The 21,412-nt window shown below is 41.8% G+C and carries 17 protein-coding genes; 8 read left to right on the top strand and 9 right to left on the bottom strand.

Annotation, left to right across the window (positions count from 1 at the left end; translation table 11 throughout):
- Positions 1–114 precede the first annotated feature (114 nt).
- The 4 genes from OIZ54_RS04320 to OIZ54_RS04305 are packed head-to-tail and all read left to right on the top strand — an operon-like array spanning position 115 to position 4,415.
- Positions 115–1,707 carry a DUF4331 domain-containing protein gene (locus tag OIZ54_RS04320; protein ID WP_264389817.1) on the top strand — a complete coding sequence of 531 codons (1,593 nt, stop codon included), beginning with the start codon at positions 115–117 and terminating at the stop codon, positions 1,705–1,707.
- A gap of 10 nt (positions 1,708–1,717) precedes the next feature.
- Positions 1,718–2,230: a cadherin-like domain-containing protein gene (locus OIZ54_RS04315; RefSeq protein WP_264389816.1), complete on the top strand. Its 513-nt coding sequence runs from the start codon at positions 1,718–1,720 to the stop codon at positions 2,228–2,230.
- Positions 2,231–2,286: 56 nt separating this feature from the next.
- A complete protein-coding gene (locus OIZ54_RS04310; protein WP_264389815.1) occupies positions 2,287–3,315 on the top strand; it encodes a tetratricopeptide repeat protein in 1,029 nt (342 codons plus the stop codon).
- Positions 3,312–4,415 carry a HupE/UreJ family protein gene (locus tag OIZ54_RS04305; RefSeq protein WP_264389814.1) on the top strand — a complete coding sequence of 368 codons (1,104 nt, stop codon included), beginning with the start codon at positions 3,312–3,314 and terminating at the stop codon, positions 4,413–4,415. Before OIZ54_RS04310 ends, OIZ54_RS04305 begins: the two co-directional genes overlap by 4 nt.
- 42 nt (positions 4,416–4,457) lie before the next feature.
- Here OIZ54_RS04305 and OIZ54_RS04300 read toward each other — a convergent pair whose 3' ends face one another.
- The 7 genes from OIZ54_RS04300 to OIZ54_RS04270 all read right to left on the bottom strand — a co-directional run bounded on the left by OIZ54_RS04300 (position 4,458) and on the right by OIZ54_RS04270 (position 14,485).
- Positions 4,458–5,084 carry a TetR/AcrR family transcriptional regulator gene (locus OIZ54_RS04300; RefSeq protein WP_264389812.1) on the bottom strand — a complete coding sequence of 209 codons (627 nt, stop codon included), beginning with the start codon at positions 5,082–5,084 and terminating at the stop codon, positions 4,458–4,460.
- A gap of 78 nt (positions 5,085–5,162) precedes the next feature.
- Positions 5,163–6,578: an efflux transporter outer membrane subunit gene (locus OIZ54_RS04295; protein WP_264389811.1), complete on the bottom strand. Its 1,416-nt coding sequence runs from the start codon at positions 6,576–6,578 to the stop codon at positions 5,163–5,165.
- Positions 6,575–9,709, bottom strand: a complete 3,135-nt coding sequence (locus OIZ54_RS04290; protein ID WP_054981829.1) for an efflux RND transporter permease subunit — start codon at positions 9,707–9,709, stop codon at positions 6,575–6,577. Before OIZ54_RS04290 ends, OIZ54_RS04295 begins: the two co-directional genes overlap by 4 nt.
- Positions 9,710–9,721: 12 nt before the next feature.
- Complete coding sequence (locus tag OIZ54_RS04285; RefSeq protein ID WP_138579123.1) at positions 9,722–10,891, bottom strand: efflux RND transporter periplasmic adaptor subunit; 1,170 nt, start codon at positions 10,889–10,891, stop codon at positions 9,722–9,724.
- A 258-nt stretch (positions 10,892–11,149) separates the two neighbouring features.
- Positions 11,150–12,430, bottom strand: a complete 1,281-nt coding sequence (locus tag OIZ54_RS04280) for a hemolysin family protein (protein WP_264389810.1) — start codon at positions 12,428–12,430, stop codon at positions 11,150–11,152.
- A gap of 115 nt (positions 12,431–12,545) precedes the next feature.
- Entirely contained in the window at positions 12,546–13,256 is a 711-nt protein-coding gene (locus OIZ54_RS04275; protein WP_264389809.1) for a substrate-binding periplasmic protein, read from the bottom strand.
- A gap of 119 nt (positions 13,257–13,375) precedes the next feature.
- Complete coding sequence (locus OIZ54_RS04270) at positions 13,376–14,485, bottom strand: arginase family protein (protein ID WP_264389808.1); 1,110 nt, start codon at positions 14,483–14,485, stop codon at positions 13,376–13,378.
- 435 nt (positions 14,486–14,920) lie between these two features.
- Here OIZ54_RS04270 and udp point away from each other — a divergent pair, with 435 nt between their 5' ends.
- Positions 14,921–15,676, top strand: coding sequence for a uridine phosphorylase (gene udp, locus OIZ54_RS04265; RefSeq protein WP_004588758.1), 756 nt, complete (start codon positions 14,921–14,923; stop codon positions 15,674–15,676).
- Between the two features lie 81 nt (positions 15,677–15,757).
- Here the strand turns inward: udp and cdd are convergent, their stop codons facing one another.
- The gene (cdd, locus tag OIZ54_RS04260) at positions 15,758–16,684 is read right to left on the bottom strand and encodes a cytidine deaminase (RefSeq protein ID WP_264389807.1); all 927 of its coding nucleotides are present in this window, start codon (positions 16,682–16,684) and stop codon (positions 15,758–15,760) included.
- Between the two features lie 107 nt (positions 16,685–16,791).
- A complete protein-coding gene (ppc, locus tag OIZ54_RS04255) occupies positions 16,792–19,437 on the bottom strand; it encodes a phosphoenolpyruvate carboxylase (protein ID WP_248461931.1) in 2,646 nt (881 codons plus the stop codon).
- A gap of 120 nt (positions 19,438–19,557) precedes the next feature.
- On the opposite strand from ppc, the gene OIZ54_RS04250 reads away from it, so the two are divergent.
- From OIZ54_RS04250 to OIZ54_RS04240, 3 genes are read left to right on the top strand one after another with little or no spacing between them, the layout of a single operon-like run.
- Positions 19,558–19,956, top strand: a complete 399-nt coding sequence (locus OIZ54_RS04250) for a thiol-disulfide oxidoreductase DCC family protein (protein WP_029771847.1) — start codon at positions 19,558–19,560, stop codon at positions 19,954–19,956.
- Positions 19,953–20,675, top strand: a complete 723-nt coding sequence (locus tag OIZ54_RS04245; protein WP_264389806.1) for an SDR family NAD(P)-dependent oxidoreductase — start codon at positions 19,953–19,955, stop codon at positions 20,673–20,675. Before OIZ54_RS04250 ends, OIZ54_RS04245 begins: the two co-directional genes overlap by 4 nt.
- A 9-nt stretch (positions 20,676–20,684) precedes the next feature.
- A complete protein-coding gene (locus OIZ54_RS04240) occupies positions 20,685–21,296 on the top strand; it encodes a flavin reductase family protein (RefSeq protein ID WP_054981822.1) in 612 nt (203 codons plus the stop codon).
- Positions 21,297–21,412 lie beyond the last annotated feature (116 nt).

Raw genomic sequence — 21,412 nt, 5'->3', positions numbered from 1 at the left:
ACGTTAAACACCCCTTTATTAACAATAATAAAAAAATATTTAACTTTTTTGCATCCATTGTGCTTTTTGCTTCGTTATTAGTTATGACTCCAATCAAAACTAAAGGAAAAAGTCATGAAAGCTTTAACTCCATCTATACTCGCAGTAGTAGTATGCAGTACCTTAGTAAGCACCTCTAGCGAGGCATCAAGTCATCGTGAAGCGCCGAACATTAGCCGCTTTCCAACCTTAGACTCTACCGACTTTTACGTATTTAATAGTTATGAAGCAGGCAGAGACGACTACGTTACGTTTATTGCCAACTATATTCCTCTACAAGATGCCTACGGCGGCCCTAACTACTTTGCTATGGACCCAGATGCAACCTATAGTATTCATATTGATAACGACGGTGATGCAGTTGAGGATATTACCTTTGCCTTTAATTTTACCAGTATGCTGCCAAACGATAATCAAGGCGTGCAATTAACCGTTGGCCCAGAAGATAATCAACGTACTGTATCTGTACCACTTAAAAACGTTGGTGGTGTAGCAGCAGGTGATGATAGCGCCGCTAATTTTAGCGAGTCATACACACTCAGCATGATAAGCGGTCCACAACGCACGGGTACCAGTACAGCATTAAGTAATACCACCACCAGTTCAACCACGTTTAATAAACCGCTTGATTATATTGGTGACAAAACATTTGGTTCAATGGCTGATTACCAAACCTATGCAGATCAGTTTGTTTATCAAGTTTCGGTACCAGGCTGTGACAGTATGGCCAAAGTATTTGTTGGTCAGCGCAAAGACCCATTTGTCGTCAACTTAGGTAAAACATTCGATTTAGTAAATTACGTTCCCGTTGAAGGTGATAGTGCGCCTGGTGCTGGGGATGGCGGTGGTTTCCCTGGAGGGATTACACAAAGCAGTGAGAATGACGTCCTCGTAGATAAAAACGTTACCTCAATTGCAGTTGAAATGCCTAAAAGCTGTATTGTAGGTGAAGGCAACGGCGTAATTGGTTCATGGACAACAGCGAGCCTACCTCAAGCACGCATTTTAAACCCTAACGCTAAATTTGCAGATAACGCGGTAAATGGCGGTGCATTAACGCAGGTTTCACGCTTAGGTAATCCATTAGTTAATGAGCTAGTTATTGGTATTAAAGACAAAGATACCTTCTCAACGGCTCATCCTAAAGACGATGCACAGTTTTTAGATTACGTTTCGCACCCGTCTTTACCAGAGCTGTTAAATATTTTATTTAAAGATGCAGTAAATACCACACTTGGCGCTAATTTAGAAACTCTTGCTCCAACTAACTTTCCACGTACTGATTTAATCACCGCATTTTTAACTGGTTTTGCAGGGGTAAACCAACAAGCCACCGTAACGCCATCAGAAATGCTACGTTTAAATACTGCAATTGCAGCCACAGCACAAACTGATCAGTCTGCATTTGGTGTAGCCGGTGATGATTTAGCAGGTTTTCCAAACGGGCGCCGTCCAGGTGACGATGTCGTTGATATTGCACTTCGCGTGGTAATGGGGCGTTTATGTCACCCTATTCCTGTAAATGGTGAAGACACCGACTTAGGTCTATGTACACCAGAGGATGCTGATGTAGGTACAGTGCCATTCACTGATGGTGCTCCAGTTGATGCGAGCATGATGGATGCCACTTTCCCATACTTAGCCACCCCACTTGCAGGCTCTAAATAAGGAGTAACGTATGCGTAATTTAAACCTTACCCATAGCAGTATAATGTTATGCGCTTTGGCACTAGGCGCGTGTAGCAGTGATGATGATAACAAACAACCCACACCGGTTGTAAATTCTGCGCCCAGTGCTAGTGATGCAATGTTAATTACACAAACAGAAGTTGAAATTAACGACATGTTAGTGGCAACCGATGCTGATGGAGATACATTAACATACACATTAACTTCGCAGCCGACATTAGGTAACGCTGTAGTAAATAGCGATGGCAGCTTCACCTATACCCCAAACAAAGAGGCAACCGGTAGCGACAGCTTTATGTTTGGTGTATCAGACGGTGTTAACCAGCAAGTGACTGCAGCGGTAAATATAACCATTGAAGCACTGCAAGTGGACTTTGCACAATTTGCAAGCGATGCATTTAACCAAAGCCCCACTGCGCAACCGCTATCTACCAACGGACGTGTCTTTATCAATACAGACACAGACGTAAGCGGTATTTCATCGGGCGCTTCTAGTAACTAACTCAGTAAGTAAATTAAGCTGATGGCCATGGATGGCTTTTTTAAGAGGATAAAACAATGCGCAGTCATTATAAAAAAATGCTCTTTGTTTTTTGCGCTGCACTGTGTGTAAATAACGTGCTTGCAAAACCAATTACCCCAAAAGATAACGCAATTATTGCCTCAAGCAATGCAACATTGAGTGCTAATTTAACCCTTGAGCAACTCACTGCGCTGGTGCTAAATAGCCAATACATAGGCCAAACAGAGCGCTATCAAGGTGTATTAAAAAAACGCTTAAAAAACCTATTTACCGCTTCTGCAACTGCACAAAGCGGTTATTTATATGCACGGGTACTTCAAAAGGAGCATGCGTTTTCACGTGCAATAGAAGTTGCTAATAACGTATTAAAAACCCAGCCAGATCATGTAAACACCCATTTATTACTCGCTAATATGTTGATGACACAAGGAAAATTTGAACAAGCTAAGCGCCATTGCGTGGCATTAATTGGTAACACCAGCCTATTAACGGCCAGCACGTGTGTGCTAGATGTACAAAGCCAACAGGGCAAACTTAGTGAAAGTTATCACGCGTTAGTTAAGCTTACGCAAAACAAAAACAGCAGCTTAGCGACAAAACATGTGCTCAGCGAAATGGCGTTTAGACTCAATAAATTCACCCGTGCGCAGCAGCATATAAATAATATTGATTTAAACACAGCCCCGGTGAGCCTTATTGTGCTGTGGGCCGATATTCAACTGCAGCAAAACAACCCTGAAAAAGTGCTTAATACACTCGGTAAACTTGCCAATAGCCACTCATCGCTTGAAGACGCTATTTTGCTCAAGTTAGCCATAGCTGAAAAACGCAGTAATAAGCACACTAATACGGTGTGGCAACCGCTTATGCAACAGCGCGTAAAATTACGTGAACAACGCCAAGATACCTTCCATGCCAACGACTTAGCTAACTACTATATTCATGTACAAGCAAACCAAGCCAAGGCACAATACTGGGCAAATATAAATTGGCAGCAAGCAAAAATGAGTACAGATAAACACTTACTAAGCCAAGCAAATACGATGGTTAGGGATTCTTTATGAGTAAAATAAACGCGTTATTTGTTTTATTTATAGTTGCGCTATTTGCCAACTTTAGCGTGCAAGCACATCAGTTGAGCACAAGCTACATTTCGCTGGATAATACCAACAACGAAAAGCAATACACAGGCACCTGGCAAATAAATATTAGCGATTTAGAACAGTACATTGCGCTTGATGTTAACCAAGACACACAAATAAGCTGGGGCGAATTAAAATCACAAAAATCAGCTATTAATCGCTATGCCAAAAATACTCTATCGGTTTTACAAAATGAGCTAACTTGCCCATTAACAATTACCGATAACTACCAATTAGATAATCATTTTAATGAAGCATATTTAGTGTTGCCGCTAGTTTTTAGCTGTAACACTGATGCAGATGTAACGTTAACGTACCGCGCTTTTTTTAACCAAGACGCAAATCACAAAGTTATTGTAAATGTAAATCAGGTTTCGCGGGTTTTCACTATAGATGAGCAACAACATACTTTTACCACTGAGCAATCGAGTTATTTAACGACTTTTAACCAATATGTTTATCAAGGCGTGTTACATATTTGGATTGGCATTGACCATATTTTATTTTTAATTGCACTACTTTTAACCTGCGTTTTAACACGAAATGATAGTCACTGGCAGGCAATAGCAAGTAAAAAGCACATTATTAAGCACACTGCGTGGATTGTGACTGCGTTTACCCTTGCGCATTCACTTACCCTCACTGCTACGGCTCTTAATCTTGTTTCGCCAAGTAGCCGCTGGGTAGAGCTAGGTATTGCAATCTCGGTATTATTTGCGGCTTTAAACAATGTATGGCCGGTTATATTACGCCTTGGCTGGCTTACTTTTGCGTTTGGTTTGTTACATGGAATGGGCTTTGCCAGTGTACTGGGTGAGCTTGGGCTCTCGAGCGATTATCAATTGCTCAGCATTTTAGCGTTTAACTTAGGTGTAGAGCTTGGGCAGCTGAGTATATTGTGTATTGCACTGCCGGTGTTACTAACCATGCGCAATAAACCTATTTACATAAAATGGGTGATGCCAATTGGCTCCCTTGCTATCGCTGCAATGGCACTATTGTGGTGCATAGAGCGCATTTAGCATTAAAAAAGCGAGTCTTTTGACTCGCTTTTTAGTTTTCTATTACTTGGTTTTATCAAACGGCATGAGCAAGGTTTTCATCGCAGGCCTAAGCGCGATTAACACCGTTTCTTCGGTGAGCTCAGGGTAGAGCATCTTACGAAGCAGTAACCCCGCCATCATCGAAAAAATAACGTTAATGCGGCTTTCAAGTTCGTGTTCATCAGTGTCTTTAAGTGCACTACGTTCACTGGTGAGCAATTGACGCATGCGCCCCCGTGCTTGAATATCCATATCTCGTAAAAGCGAGGCCACTTTACTATTGCGACCCGCTTCCGCCATCATGTCTAAATCAACCACACAGGCACCGGTATCCATATGCCTTTGTACACCAATGTTTAAGCCATCTATAAGCGCTTGCAGAACATCACCTGGGTGATCTTCAAACTTCTGAAAGATAGAAAACATTTCTTCCATGTCTTTAGCAATAATACTTTCAATTATTGCCTCTTTGCTTTCAAAGTAGTTATATATATGCCCAGCGCTCATGCCTGCCGTACGGGATATTTCGGCCATGCCTGCGCCATGGTATCCCTTGCGTTTAAAACACTCTGAGGCAGCACTAAGCACCTGCTCTCGCCTAGCTTGTGCTAATGCTGGGTCTATATGCCTTTTAGCTTTCGTGCTCATAACCCCACTCCGGTATTAAGCGTATACTTAATACAGCGTAAGCTCATTGCATAGCTTAACTTAACAACACCTTTCATTTTACTGCTCTTGCACAGGTGTTTTAGCTATATTCCAGCCGCCACCTAAAGCTTTATACAAATTAATTTGGCTGGCAAGGTAAGCCTGCTGACCTGTTATTAACTGCTGTTGAGCCGAGTACCACGTACGCTGTGCATCAAGTACTTGTAGGTAGCTATCAGCCCCTTTTTCGTAACGCATTTTTGATAAATCGTACGTTAACTGACGCGAACTAATTAGCATATCGAGGGCATCAAGTTGCTCTTTGAAGCCTTCTCTATCTGCTAATGCATCGGCAGTTTCACGAAACGCATTTTGAATTTTTTGCTGGTACGTCGCCACCGCAATTTCTTGATCGGCCTTAGCCACATCAAGATTTGCCTGATTACGTCCCATAGTAAAAATTGGTAAGTTGATTGACGGTACAAAGCTCCATGTCCCTGAGCCTGAATCAAACAAGCCACTTAAATCGCTAGACGTACTGCCCGCAGTCGCGGTTAAGCTAATGCTTGGGTAAAACGCCGCACGCGCTATACCTATATTCGCGTTAGCGGCTAATAAAGCGTGCTCAGCGGCTTTAATATCAGGGCGCTGCGTTAATAAATCAGAGGGTAAACCAACTGGTACTTCTGGTAAATCCAGTAAATTAGTTAACGAGTTAGTCGGTAATAAATCACTCGATACAGGGCGCCCTACCAGTAAATCTAACGCGCTTTTATCACGTTTTAACAAGCGTTTATATGTTGCTATATCTACTTTTGCAGTGGCAACCGTACTTTTAAGCTGCTCAAGCGTAATTGCCGATGTAGCGCCTAAATCAAAGCTTTTTTGCGTAAGCGAGAGCGACTCCTGCTGCGAGCTTAATGTTTCTTTAGCAAGCTCTAATAGCTGTAAGTCAGTTGCGTAGTTTAACCAAGCATTGGCAAGCTCAGCAATGAGTGAAATTTGCGTGCTGTATTGCGTAAGCTCAGTGTTATAGAGGTTTTGCAGGGCTTGCTCAGACTGGCTACGTACCTTACCCCAAATATCTAATTCATAAGAGGTAATACCAACCGTTGCGCTGTACTGTGAGCTAATACCTGCTTCACCCGTACTGGTTAAATCAGCCGGTAAACGTTGGCGCGTAGCCCCACCATTAAAATCTAATGAAGGATATAAGCCCGAATCTTCAATTTGATATAAACCTCGTACACGCTGCACATTTAATACCGCGATTTGCATATCTTTATTATGCTCAAGGCTTAAGCTAATCAAGGTTTGCAATTTTTCATCATTAAAAAATTGCTGCCAATGTAACTGCTGCGCTGCTGCTTGCTCAGTGTCAGATACATAAGTATCTGGCACTGGTAAAGCAAGGTCTTTTTGCTCAGGGGCTAGTTGGCAGCCACTTAAAACAACTAATGTAATTGCGCTTAAAGTGAAGCGTTTAATGCTCATTGTGCGCTCTCCTTTTTATCGTCGGTGTTTTTCATTGGAAATACACGACGAACTAAAACAAAGAATAACGGCACAAATACCACCACTAAAATAGAAGAGGCAAGCGTACCACCTATAATCGAAATACCCAGTGCATTTTGCGCACCTGAACCGGCACTTGAGGCAATAGCAAGCGGTATAACACCACAAATAAAGGCCATTGAGGTCATTAATATTGGACGCAAGCGTAAGCGTACTGCTGCAATAGCCGCATCGACTAACCCTAGGCCTTCTTGCATTTTATGAATCGCAAATTCTACGATTAATATTGCATTTTTAGAGGCTAATCCTATGGTGGTTAATAAACCTACCTGAAGGTAAATATCATTAGATAAACCTGCCATTACCGCGGCAACCGTCGCACCAAATATACCTAATGGCACAATAAGCATAACCGCAAACGGTACAGACCAGCTTTCATAAAGCGCTGCTAAACATAAAAATACAAACAATAGCGATAAACCGTAAAGTAACGGGGCTTGGCCACTGCTAGAGCGCTCTTGAAACGAAATACCCGTCCACTCAGAGGCAATTCCATTAGGAAGTTGTTTAACTAAGCGCTCCATTTCATCCATTGCTTGGCCAGTACTGTAACCTGGTGCAGCAGTACCTTGAATTTCCATTGCTGAAAAGCCGTTATAACGCTCAAGACGTGGTGAACCATAGGTCCAATACGAACTTGCAAAGGCTGAAAATGGCACCATATCGCCGCTGTCATTACGTACATACCACTTGTTTAAATCCTCTGGCACCATACGTCCTTGCGCTTCACCTTGAAGGTAGACCTTTTTAACGCGGCCACGGTCAATAAAGTCATTAACGTAACTACTACCCCACGCAGTTGATAGCGTGCTGTTAATATCTGCCTGAGACACACCCAGTGCTTGTGCTTTAGCAAGGTCAACATCAAGTTGCAGCTCGGGCATATCTTCCTGTCCGTTAGGGCGTACACCCGCCAAAATTGGGCTTTGACTCGCTAAACCAAGTAATTGATTACGCGCTGCTAATAAAGCATCGTGGCCAAGTCCAACCCTGTCTTGTAAGAAAATATTAAAACCATTTGCAGTACCTAGCTCAACAATGGCTGGCGGCGGGAAAGCAAACACAAACGCTTCTTTAATCGTTGAGAAATAGCCCATTGCTTTACCTGCCACACCTTGCACAGATAAATCATCACGTTCGCGCTCATCCCAATGCTTAAAGTTTACAAACCCTATTGCTGAGTTTTGACCAGAACCTGCAAAGCTAAATCCGGTTACCGTAAAAATACCGTTAACAGCTTCAGATTGATCGTTTAAATAGTGGTTTTCTACTTTTTTAACCACTTCTAATGTTTCTTCGGTAGTTGAGCCTGCAGGCAGTGAAACCTGGTTAAACAAAATACCTTGGTCTTCATCAGGTAAAAACGCTGTAGGTAGGCTTGAAAAGATATACACCATGCCCGCAACAATAAGGCCATAACATAAAAGGTAGCGCTTAGATAAGCGGATCATACGGCTTACAAAACTTTGCGCGCCGGCATTTGTTTTATCAAACCCGCGGTTAAAACCACTGAAAAAACGGCCAAACATCGAGCTATTATCATGCACGTGGCTAGGCTTTAAAAGCGTGGCACACAGTGCAGGTGTTAAAATAAGTGCTACTAATACCGAGAGCCCCATTGCTGATACCAGCGTAATAGAAAACTGACGATAAATAACACCGGTAGAGCCACTAAAGAACGCCATCGGAATAAATACAGCCGACAGCACCATGGCAATACCTACTAGCGCGCCTTTAATTTCATCCATCGATTTACGTGTTGCTTCAAGCGCAGAGAGTTTTTCTTCACTCATTACACGCTCAACGTTTTCTACTACAACAATCGCATCATCAACCAGTAGACCTATGGCAAGTACCATCGCAAACATGGTTAATGTATTTATTGAATAGCCAAACGCGTACAAAATACCAAAAGTACCTAACAACACCACAGGTACAGCTATAGTTGGAATAAGCGTAGCGCGGAAGTTTTGTAAAAACAGATACATAACAACAAATACCAGCACAACCGCTTCTATCAATGTATGCACTACTTTTTCAATCGATAACGAAACAAACGGAGTAGTATCATAAGGAACAACAACATCTAAGCCTTCAGGAAAAAACGCTTTTAACTCTTCAATAGCAGCTTTTACACCTTCTGCGGTATCGAGTGCATTTGCCCCACTGGCAAGCTTAATACCTAAGCCCGATGCTGGTTGTCCATCGTAACGCGCTACAACACGATAGCTTTCACCACCAAGCTCTACACGGGCTACATCTTCAAGGCGTACAAACGAGCCATCGGCGTTTGCCTTAACTATAATGTCTTCAAACTCTTTTGCTGTTTGTAAACGGCTTTGTGCAGTAACGGTAGCATTAAGTTGCTGACCTTCAACCGCAGGCATGCCGCCTAATTGCCCAGCAGACACTTGGGCGTTTTGAGCACTGATTGATGCACTAATATCAGCAGGGGTTAACTTGTAGTTTTGCAGCTTAGCTGGGTCTAACCAAATACGCATAGCATACTGAGAACCAAACAGCTGAACCTCACCTACCCCTTCAACACGCGAAACAATATCTTGAACATTAGATGACACATAATCACCAATATCGATATTCGTCATGCTGCCATCTTTTGATACAAAACCCAGTACCATTAAAAAGTTACGTGCAGACTTAGCCACCGATACACCTTGCCTTTGCACTTCTTCAGGTAGCAAAGGGGTGGCTGTGGCTAACTTGTTTTGCACTTGTACCTGTGCAATATCCGGGTCAGTTTCGGCGCTAAATGAAAGCGTAAGGGTTGCTGAACCACTCGACTCAGAAGTCGATGACATATATAGCAAACCATCAAGGCCTTTCATTTTTTGCTCAATAACTTGGGTAACCGTATCCTCTAGGGTACGTGCTGATGCGCCCGGGTATGTTGCAGTAATACTAATTGCCGGCGGGGCAATTGACGGGTACTGAGCTATTGGTAAACTTTGAATAGCTAAAACACCTGCAAGCATAACCACGATAGCAAGTACCCAAGCAAAGATGGGTCTGTCGATAAAAAATCGTGACATTAAAACTCTCCGTTATTGCGCTTTGTCAGCTGTTGCTGATGGTGAAACTTCAGTCGGTGTTACCGGCGCTCCAGGGCGAATTTTTTGTAACCCTTCAATAATCACTTTATCGCCATCGCTTAGCCCGTCGGTTACTAACCAGTTTGAACCAATCGTTCTGTCTACTTTTAAGACGCGGCTTTCAACGGTGTTTTCTTTGCTAACAACCATGGCTGTTGGCTCGCCTTTTGTATTACGGCTAACCCCACGTTGCGGCACTAAAATAGCGTTTTGTTTTACGCCCTCAACCACTGAGGCACGTGCATACATACCCGGTAATAATAACTTATCAGGATTTGGGAATTTAGCGCGTAAAGTAACCGACCCTGTGCTTGGGTCTACAGTCACTTCAGAGAACTGTAACGTGCCTTTAAGTGGGTAAGTTGAGCCATCTTCCATTTGCAATTCAACATCTGTTTGCGATTGTGAATCAACGCTCAATGAACCTGAAGAAATAGCTTTTTTAAGTTGAGTTAGCTCGTTGCTTGATTGGGTTAAATCAACATAAATAGGGTCAAGCTGGGTCACTGTTGCCAGTGCTGTTGTTTGATTAGCGCTAACAAGCGCACCAACAGTAACGCTCGATTTACTAATTTGGCCACTGATTGGAGAAGATACATGGCTGTAGTCTAGGTTAATTTGCGCCGATTTAAGCTGTGCTTTTGCCGTTAATAGCTCTGCTTGTGCTTGCTTTTGCGCTGCATCTGCTTCGTCAAAGTCTTGCTGACTTACGGCTTTAATTTTTAAAAGCTCGCTATAACGCGACGCTTTTGATTTAGTGCTGGCAATACTTGCCTCAGCGCGGGCCACAGCTGCTTCGCTTGCTGCTAGGTCAGCTTCAAACGTAGCGGGGTCAATTTGATAAAGCGCTTGGCCTTGCTTAACTTGAGCACCTTCTTTAAATAAACGCGATTGCACAATGCCACTTACTTGCGGGCGGATTTCCGCAATTTGAAAAGCACTAATGCGACCGGGAAGCTCCTTTTTTAGTGTAAGCGCTTGGCTTTTTAATGTAATTACACCAACAGGTACTGCTTGTGGAGCTGAAGCTTGTTGCGAGTCAGCTGCTTGGTCGCAACCTGTTAAAGCAACAGATCCAACGAGGGCTGTTAATACAAATAAAGCGATGCGAGAACGCTGCATGTTAAATACCTTTTAGTCTATTTATGTCTAGAGTGAACGATCATTCTAAAGTAAATCTAAACGAGAATAAATTAAAACGGGTGCAAATTTACACTAACTTACAGTTGCAAAATTAAACTACGCCATAGGTTGTAGAAGGTGTTAACTTGATGAAAAATAAAACGGGCAAGTATGAAAAATAAACTTTATTGCGGTGCGTTATTTATTAACCTGCAACAAAAAAGCCAAGCTAAGCTTGGCTTTAATACAAATTTATAACTATTTACTTATACGAGACACCAACAATTGCTCAACCCTTATGCCCTCAACATCAACCACCTCAAATTTAAAGCCATTAAAGGTAAAGTGCTCAGCACGTTTAGGTATACGCTTCATTGTGTATATTAAAAAGCCGGCCACGGTTTCAAAGTGCATTTGATCGGGAAACTCTTCAATGTCTAATACTTTTGCTAAATCAGAAATCGGGGTTAAACCATCCACTAACCATGAGTGCTCATCGCGGGCAATAATAAGTTCATCACCTTGATGGGTAATTAAATCTCCCATAAACCCTTTCATTAAATCTTTTACGGTAACAATACCGACTAACAAGGCATATTCATTTACTACCACAGCAAACGGTTTTGCAGCACTTTTAAATGCATTTAGCGCCTCAGACAGGCTTAGGGTTTCAGGTAAATAAAACAAGTCTGTTTCAATCAGCTCTTGCTTAATATTAGCTGGCTCACCTTTTAGTACTTGTCGTAGTATATCTTTTGACTCAACAGAGCCGCGTAATTTATCTAAATTACCCGAGACCACTAAAAAATGATTATGGGGGTTTTCAATAATTTTGGTGGCTATATCGTGGCTGCTTTCATTTAAGTCAAAATAAACTATTTGGTCGCGTGGGGTCATTACACTTGATAAAAAGCGTGCTTCTAGTTCAAACACATTGCCAATTAGCTCATACTCTTGTTGTTGTAAGCTGCCGTATTCTGCGCCCGCATCCATCATCGCCACAATGTCTTCGGTGGTAACAATGTCTTCTCGCTCTGCGGGTACTTTAAATAAACGCAGTACAAAATTAGTTAAACCATTAAAAAACATCACTAATGGCGTAAGTGCAAAAGTAACCCATCGCATTATTGTTACCACACGCACAGCCACCGCTTCGGGCATGATCATCGCTAAACGCTTTGGCATTAAATCGGCAAATAATATAAACAGCGAGGTAATGGTAAAAAACGAAAATAAAAAGCTAATTTTTTCAAGGTGTACACCTTGATAAAAAAGCACCAAGATACTTTGTACATAAGGCGATAGCGCTTGCTCGCCCACTATTCCGCCTAAAATAGCAATCGCGTTTAGGGCAATTTGGATCATCGCAAAAAACGCCCCAGGGTTTTCTTGCAGTTTTAATACCGCGGCTGCGTTATCACTGCCTTCATCGGCCATTACCCGCAGTTTAATTTTACGCGACGCTGCAATAGCAATTTCCGACATGGCAAACAACGCACTGATCAAGATCAATAAGCTAATCCCGATTAAATCACCCATTTAACGCTCCAAAAAGTTAGCGCTTTTTCAATAAAAAGCAGCTGATTATAGACGCTTTTTTAAACGCGGCAATTTATATTTATGCTTTTACAGGATTAATTAATAAGCCATTGAATTAGCGTTGTTTATTTTTCTTTTTTGCTTCATCGAATGCCAGCGCAAGTCTATCTTGTAGGCTTTGCGACATGTTTTTATTACAGGCAAAGTAAAGGGGAGAGTGTTGTGTATTGAGCGTAAATATAGGCTCTAATAATTTAAGCTTTGGCTCAAACTGTGCGCGGTAGTTAAATTGTTTTTTACTTAAAATAACAAAGTCGAGAATATCGTGCCGTGTACTTATTAATTTATCTATTTTGTCTAAGCTATCAATTATCAATAAGTTTTTAGCCTCACTAAAGCCACGCTCTAGCAAATAATGGTGGCTAAAATTATCCCTAAGCACCGCTGTTTTATATTTTTTAGCGTCGTTAAGCGTTTTTAAGCGAATATTTCGTGATTTAAGGGCATAAATAGCAGAGTCAAAACTTTCAAGCTCAGCCACCCAGCTAAACTTATCTTCTCGCTTAGGTAACCTTACAATAGAAAATATACAGGTATTCGTATCTCTTAATACTGCGTTATAAGACACAGCCCAACTGTGCGCTAACATAGTGTATTTAATATCTGTATTGGCGAGCGCGTTTCTCACTTTATCTACAGAGCGCCCTGCAAGTTGGTTGTTTTCGTCAATGTATTGAAAATCGGGGAATACTTCGGTCACTATTGTAATTTCAGCTGCATTGAGCCTTATGCATGCAAAACACAACAAAAATAAGTACAGCTTCATTTAGCTTCGCCTCAAAACCAAAACAGATATACACCAACTATAGCCGAGGGTAACCGAACCGCTAGTTTTTAACCTAGCCCTATACGCTGATAGGACTAGATTTTTTAAAGACTAACCTGCTATCTATTCATTGCACTAATTAAGAACGCTGAAATTTTAGCGCCTTCACGTAATGTTGTTTCTGAACTTGCTTGGCCTACTAATGAGCTGTCGGTAAATGGCGCTATTTCCATCATGTCGGCGCCAGTTATTGGAAACTCATCGGCAATAGCTTGTAAAATATCCAGTGCATGTTGCGGGGTTAAGCCGTTATCTTCTGGTGTGCCCGTGGCTGAGGCAAATTCGGCATCAAGTGCATCTATGTCAAAGCTTACATACACTTCATCTACGTTATCGGCTTTAAGCTGCGCAATGGTTTCATCTGCAACCGCTTTTGTACCACGCTCTATTATTTCATTAGCCCAATGTTGTTTTACACCAAAGGTGCTTTCCCAGTGCGATTTAGGTTTACCGCTTGAGCGAATACCAAACTGGATTAAATGATGCGGTGCAGGTAAAAACTCTAATATATGCGTACACCACGAGCCAAAACATAAATCGATGCCTAAGCGCTCTACTAATAAATCGGTATGCGCATCAAAATGAATAATAGCGGTACGTTTGCCTTGCTCACGCTTAGCTTTTAAATACGCTTTAGTTAGCGGGTAGCTAATTGAGTGATCGCCCCCAATACCAAATATGCCTTTATCTTTAAATGTGGCGTAAAAACTGTCACACACATCTTCGGTAATAGAAAGTGGGCTTACGTAGTAATCATCGTTTTTATCGCCGTATAGGGCTTTTTGGCAGTTTGAAATTGTGGCGTCGTTTAAGTATTTATCATGTAATAAATGCGGGATAACGCGTACATCACCTAAATCAAAAGAGCGGCACTGGGTTTGCTGATCAATCAAGGCTGAGCGTAAAAATAATGGCCCCCAGTTTGCTCCACGTAAAATACCGCCGCCACAATCTGAGCTAATACCTAACATAACCGCTTTGTGAGGAGATTCGGGTAATTGTGTTAAAGAATCGCGCCACAAAACATCAACATTTTCGCTTTGCCCATACAATTTATTACGTAATGCCGCTTTACGCTCTTTCGCGGTATTAACTGTAAATACACCATCGCCAGGTGCACATAAACAGTGCTCTACTTTACGTTTAAACGCGTCAAATTGTGTGCTCATAATAAATCCTATACTTGTGTGTTTTATTCATGTGGTTTTGATTAGTTATGCAAAAACTAAAATTATCGGCCTATTTGCAAATAACGCCTTATACGCTCACTTATTGTTCAAGCATTATTTACGCGCTTATATAAAAGGCGTTAAAATAAAGCCAAAATAAAACCGTAACTGTTTGTTATTAAATAACTAAAAACGCTTTAAACCACGTATTGATAAATTTAAATTATCACCATAATCAATACATATAGACTCTCAATAAACAAGTCAACCACCCGCCTTTTAACGAACTTTAAGCCTTTGATTTAATATTCAATGTGAATGAATAAAGCCATCATTTATAAGTATTTTTCAACATCGGACATACGTCCTGTACTTAGTTTACATTTGCCGTAATGATGCTAGATTGACAACAAATTTTTATAAAAAGGCTTAGTTATGGAAAAGGTATTTCACTTAGGATTATGTATTGACGATTTAAAAGGGGCTGAACTTGCTATTGTCCCTGGTGACCCAGATCGTGCTGCACGCATTTCTCAATTCCTAGACAACCCAACCTGCCTTGCTCAAACACGTGAGTTTCATGTTTATTTAGGCCAGTTAAATGGTCACTCTGTGGTGATTTGTTCAACCGGTATTGGCGGCCCTTCAACCTCTATTGCTGTAGAGGAGCTGGCACAGCTTGGCGTACGTACTTTCTTACGTATTGGTACTACTGGGGCAATTCAGCCACATATTAATGAAGGTGATATTTTAGTAAGCCAAGCGTCGGTGCGTTTAGATGGCGCAAGCCAACACTTTGCACCACTTAGCTACCCTGCGGTATCTGACTTTTTTGCAACTCAAGCTATGGTGCAAGCGTGTAAAAACCTAGATATCGACTTCCACATTGGTATTACTGCCTCAAGCGATACATTCTACCCAGGGCAAGAGCGTTACGATACGCACTCGGGTTATGTACCTAAGTCATTACAAGGTAGCTGTGAAGAGTGGCAAAACCTAGGCGTGATGAACTACGAAATGGAGTCTGCTACCTTATTTACCATGTGTGCAGCGCTAGGCCTTAAAGCGGCGTGTGTTGCCGGTGTATTGGTTAACCGTACCCGCCAAGAAATTCCAAATGTTGATCACGGTGAAATTGAGAAGAAATCTGTGGCTGTGGTATTAGAAGCTGCAAAAGTACTATTAGGCTAATGCCTTTTTAGCGCTTTAATAAAACGCATAAAGCACAGCAATTGCTGTGCTTTATTGTTTTTAGCTTACCCTGAGCTCTGGTTACCTTAGCTTTGCGCTAATCACTTCTATTTCTGGCAAATTGCTAAAGCTTGCAAGTACCGCACGTGCTACTCCCCCTTGGTTTTCATGACCTTGGGTTTCTAACAGTGTAATTGCTTTAATCGTTTTATCGTTAAAGCTAAGACCCGCTAAAAACAATTGACTAAGCGCACTTTGTAGTGGCGAAAGGCTTGGGCTATAAGCCGCGTTTTCTGCGTAACTGCCGTAAAAGTCACCATTATTAAAGGTACTTATTTTAACTGCGCTAAAGTTGTTACTGTAAGGTACGTAGGCCATTAGCGCCATGGCTGCTAGCTTTTCATCAAGGGCTGTATCTGCAAATGTGTGTTGCTGCTGTTTTGGGTTAAACAGGCTAAAATCGTTGCCTAAATCAGTGGGGCCAAATGAATGCGGTAATAAATCAGCTAATTTAAAATGTTGCTCTGGCAGTAATATATCAAACTCTTTTGCATCAGCCAGTTCGTTCATAAACTGCCTGCAATAACCACATGGGGCATCGCTAATTGCTATTTTTAGTATTTTTTTTGCGCCATTTAACCACGCATTGTTAATCGCCGACTGCTCTGCATGCACGACTAAACTAAGCGCTTGGTGATCAAACTCGACATTAGCACCAAAATAAAAATTTATATCACCTTGCTCATCAAGTGCTTTAACAATAGCTCCCACATGAAAATGAGAAACAGGAGCCACGGAAAATTCAGACGCTAAAGGCACTAAACCTTGTAATAACGCGTCATCAAATACATTAAGTTGCGCGCATAATTGGCTAATATCGTTAGGATGTAAAATACCGCGCTGGGCTTTTAATTGGCTGCGTAATGCTTGAGTTTGCGTAACGCTTAGTGAGATATGTGAATTTGTGAGTGCTGTGTCTTGTTGCACAGTAAAAGTTGCTGATGCCATAACATATTATAATTATTTAATGGCTAAGTAGTTTAAAAGGTTAGGCGCCTAAATGCCAGCAAAAAAAGGGAGCACACTGTGCTCCCCTATTTTTTAGTTAAAGTAGACTAACCAGTATTGCGCATACCTGCGGCTATACCTGTCATAGTGATCATTAATGCATTATCAATATCACCTTCACTTACTTTATCGCTTGAGCGCGAGCGGCGCAGCAGCTCAACTTGCAGTACATTAAGCGGATCGGTGTACGGATTACGCAGCGCAATCGACTCTTTTATCCATGGTTGATCTGCCAATAAACTATTTTGTGGGCTAAGCGATTGCACTAAGCTAATTGCTTCTTCTAGCTCTTTACGTAACGAAGTACCTAGTGGTTTGTACATATCTTCCACCAGCGCGTTATCGTAATGCTCACTTAACCAGCTATCGGCTTTACTAAATACCATTTCTAGCATTTCAAGACGTGCTCTGAAAAATGGCCATTGCAGGCTCATTTCGTGCAGTGTTTCTATGCCGTATTTATCGAGTGCCGCTTTTAAGCCTGTTAATGCGCCAAGCCATGCAGGTAACATTAAACGGTTTTGGCTCCATGCAAAAATCCATGGAATAGCACGTAAGCTCTCTACCCCACCATTTGGGTTACGTTTCGCAGGACGCGAGCCCAACGGTAATTTAGACAGCTCTAGCTCAGGCGTTGCCATTCTAAAGTAAGGAACAAAGTTTTCATCATGGCGAACCACATTACGGTAGTGATCGCACGACTGCTCGCTTATCAACTTCATCACTTCACGCCACTCTTGCTTAGGCTCTGGCGGTGGTAATAAGTTACTTTGCAGTACAGCACCCGCGTAAATATTTAAACTTTGCAGTGCTACATCGGGTAAACCAAACTTAAAGCGGATCATTTCGCCTTGCTCAGTTACTCGCAAGCCACCTTTTAATGAACCAGGCGGTTGTGAATGCAATGCTTGTGCAGCAGGTGCACCACCGCGCCCTACCGTACCACCACGACCATGGAATAAAACAAGTTCAATGCCGCGCTTATCGGCAAGCTGCACTAGTTTATCCATTGCTTCGTACTGTGCCCAGCCCGCGGCCATCATGCCGGCGTCTTTAGCTGAATCAGAATAACCAATCATGACATTTTGGGTATTTTTAATATGCCCGCGGTACCATACATTATCAAGCAACGTGGTAATTACATCACTACCAGCGTTTAAATCGTCAAGCGTTTCAAACAAAGGCGCTACTGGTAAATCAAACTGACAGCCACTTTCTTTTAAAAGCAGTTGTACAGCTAAAATGTCAGAGGCGGTACGCGCCATTGAAATAATATACAAGCCAAATGTTTTTTCATCTTGCTTAGCTATTACATCAAAGGTGTCGAGCACTTCTTGCACCTCTGGACTAGGTTGCCAGTTTTTAGGAATAAGCGGACGGCGTGAGTTAAGCTCGGTAAGCAAAAATGCTTGCTTATCTTGCTCTTGCCATTGGTTGTAATCGCCTAAGCCTAGGTGGCGTGTAAGCTCAGAAAACACATCGCTGTGGCGGTCTGAATCTTGGCGTACATCAAGTTTTGCCAAACGCAGGCCAAAGCTATTTATACGGTGCAGTAAATCAAGTAATAAACCATCGGCGACAACTTTCATGTTGCACTTTAATAAAGAGCGATAGCACACCTCTACTGGGTGCTTGATTTGATTTATATCAGTGATTAAGTCTTCTGAATCGCTGCGCTTATTCTTGATTTTTGCACCTAAATGCACCACTGTTTCAGAGACTTGGTTTTTAAGCTTTTTAAGTACAGCGCGATAAGGTTCAAAGTCTTGTCCTGCCAGCTCAATTAGCTCATCGCTTGCATCTGACATGCTCAGCTCTGCGCTTAGCGTGTCAATATCACGGCTGTATAAATCAAGCGCCATCCAACGACCATGATCAAGTACTTGCTGTGTTACCTGTGCAGTTACAAATGGGTTACCGTCACGGTCTCCGCCCATCCAAGAGGTAAACTCAATGGGGCTGTAATCAATTGGGAGCTCTAAACTTAAATGCTCTTTAACTTGATCTGAAAACTCACGTAAAAAGCGTGGCACAGCGTGCCATAAGCTGTTTTCAATAACAGCGTATCCCCATTTAGCTTCATCAACTGGGCTTGGGCGAGAACGACGAATATCATCAGTGTGCCATGCTTGGCTGATAAGTTGAGCGATACGGTTTAAAATAGCTTCACGCTCTTGTGGTAAATTGTCTTTGCGCTCAAGCGAGGCTAAACAATCACTTAATTCTACGTGCTTATTAATAATTGTACGGCGCGTCACCTCGGTTGGGTGAGCGGTTAATACTAAGTTTATGTGGAGTTTTGAGAGTGTTTCGGCCAGATGATTACTATCTAATTGGCCTTCTTTTGCTTTTGCAGTTAACGTTTTTAATGTTTGAGTGAGAGGGTTTAGTTGGCAAAAACCAACATCATTAAAACGCGAAACAGTGTGGAACTGCTCTGCTACATTAGCTAAATTTAAAAAATGATTAAATGAACGGGCAACCGGTAAAAGCTCTTCATCACTAAGCGCATGTAGTACCTCAATTAGCGCTTGTCTGTCGTCTTCATTACCACTGCGAGATGACTTTGATAAAGCACGAATTTCCTCTACTTTATCTAAAATCGCTTGGCCTTGGGCATCTTTAATAGTTTGTCCTAGTAGCTGCCCAAGTAAATTAACATTACCTCGCAAGGCGGCATATTGTTCACTCATTTCTCAGTCTCCTTTGTTTCATGGAATGCTATTAATATCATCATGAGCGCAGATTTAATAGATCCATTTGCAATGGTGAATCGTAATTAGCTATATGTAAATTATTAGAAAACGGCTTTTATGATCATTTTTTACGACGCCAGCTGCCCGCTTTGCAATACCGAAATGCAGCACCTTAAAGATGCTGATACTAAACATAAAATTGTTTTAGAAGACCTTAATAGCCACGATTTTAGCGCACGTTATCCAAGTGTTAATAAAAACAAGGCCATGGCTATATTGCATGCACAGTTACCAACTGGGGAGATGATTTACGGCTTAGATGTTACCTATCAAGCGTGGAGAACAGTAGGAAAATACCGCTGGTTGAAAATTTTTCGCTTGCCAATAATTCGCTACTTCGCTGATGCCGCCTATATATTTTTTGCAAAACACAGACAAAAAATAAGCCGTTTGCTCATGCCAAACGCCTCCTGTTTAAACGGCCAATGCACTGTTAATACAAAGGACAAACAATGAAAACAATTGTTTTATTTGGTGCCAGCAGCGCAATAGCACAAGCTTATATTGAGCACCTACAAATAAATGCCCCCACAGTGCAAGTTATATGTGTTAGCTCAAAAAAGGCAGATACAAATAGTAATGTTGTTTACCTAAAGAGCGATTACACAGCGCAAAGCTTAGCCAAGGTTACAACTTACTTAAAAGAGCAAAATGCCGATATTCAACAAGTCGTTATGTTTAATGGCACTTTACACAACAAAACCCACATGCCAGAAAAAAAGCTAGAAGAGCTAAACGCAGACTATTTTAATGAATTATTTAATTCCAACACACTCACTCCCTTACTGTGCTTGCAGAGCACTTTACCGCTGTTAACACATAAAACGCAGTGCACTATAACGGCGCTCAGTGCGCGTGTGGGCAGTATTGACGATAATAAATTAGGCGGTTGGTATACATACCGCGCATCTAAAGCGGCCTTAAACATGCTATTTAAAACCGCAGCGGTAGAACTGGCGCGCCGAGCTAAAAATACTAAACTGGTGTTATTTCATCCGGGCACTACCGATACTGCGCTTTCAAAACCATTTCAAAAAAACGTACCTGCGGATAAGCTTTTTAGCGCTGAATTTGTAGCTAAACAGCTTTTTACACTTACGTTTAATAACCCTCATTTAGAACTTAACGGTGAGCCCGCTTATTTAGATTGGCAAGGCGAAGCCATACCCTGGTAAGGACCTCTAATGCATTTTACTAAAGAGCGCATAAACGCACTTGAAAAACACACTCGTACTCATTTAATTAATTCTCTTTCGGGTTTTAAAAGCGCCAACTTAATTGGCACGCAAGATAAGCAAGGCAATAAAAATGTAGCTATTGTTAGCTCGGTTATTCATTTAGGGGCTCACCCGCCATTGGTTGGTATGATAATGCGCCCTAATAGCGTGCCTCGCCATACGTTTGAAAACATCATAGAAACCGGCTGTTACACCATTAACCAAGTTAATAAGGCCATATATAAGCAAGCTCATCAAACATCAGCTCGCTACGATAAAGGCGAGTCAGAGTTTGACGCGACAGGTTTAACGCCAGAATACCTAAATGAATTTACAGCCCCGTTTGTGCAAGAGTCGCGATTAAAATACTCTGTAAAATACGTTGAGCACCAACACTTAGCCGTTAATGGCACCGAGCTGGTTATAGGTGAAATTACCGATGTGTATTTAGATGAAGCTGCGCTGCAAAGTGATGGCTTTTTAGATTTACAAGCCATTGAAACAGTGGCTGTAACAGGGCTTGATAGCTACCACACTAGCAATAAATTATCGCGTTTACCTTACGCTAAAAAACCTTAGCATGCATGTTGTCGCATAATATTGAATTATGGTTTTACATTAAACACAATGCCTAACACCAATCTGCTTATTCGGGCTTTTTAACATTTTAGTGAAATTTAATATGTTCAATTGCT

This window comes from Pseudoalteromonas sp. A3 (genome assembly GCF_025942345.1).
Classification (GTDB): Bacteria; Pseudomonadota; Gammaproteobacteria; order Enterobacterales; family Alteromonadaceae; genus Pseudoalteromonas; species Pseudoalteromonas atlantica.
This window is presented reverse-complemented; position numbering and strand designations above follow the sequence as displayed.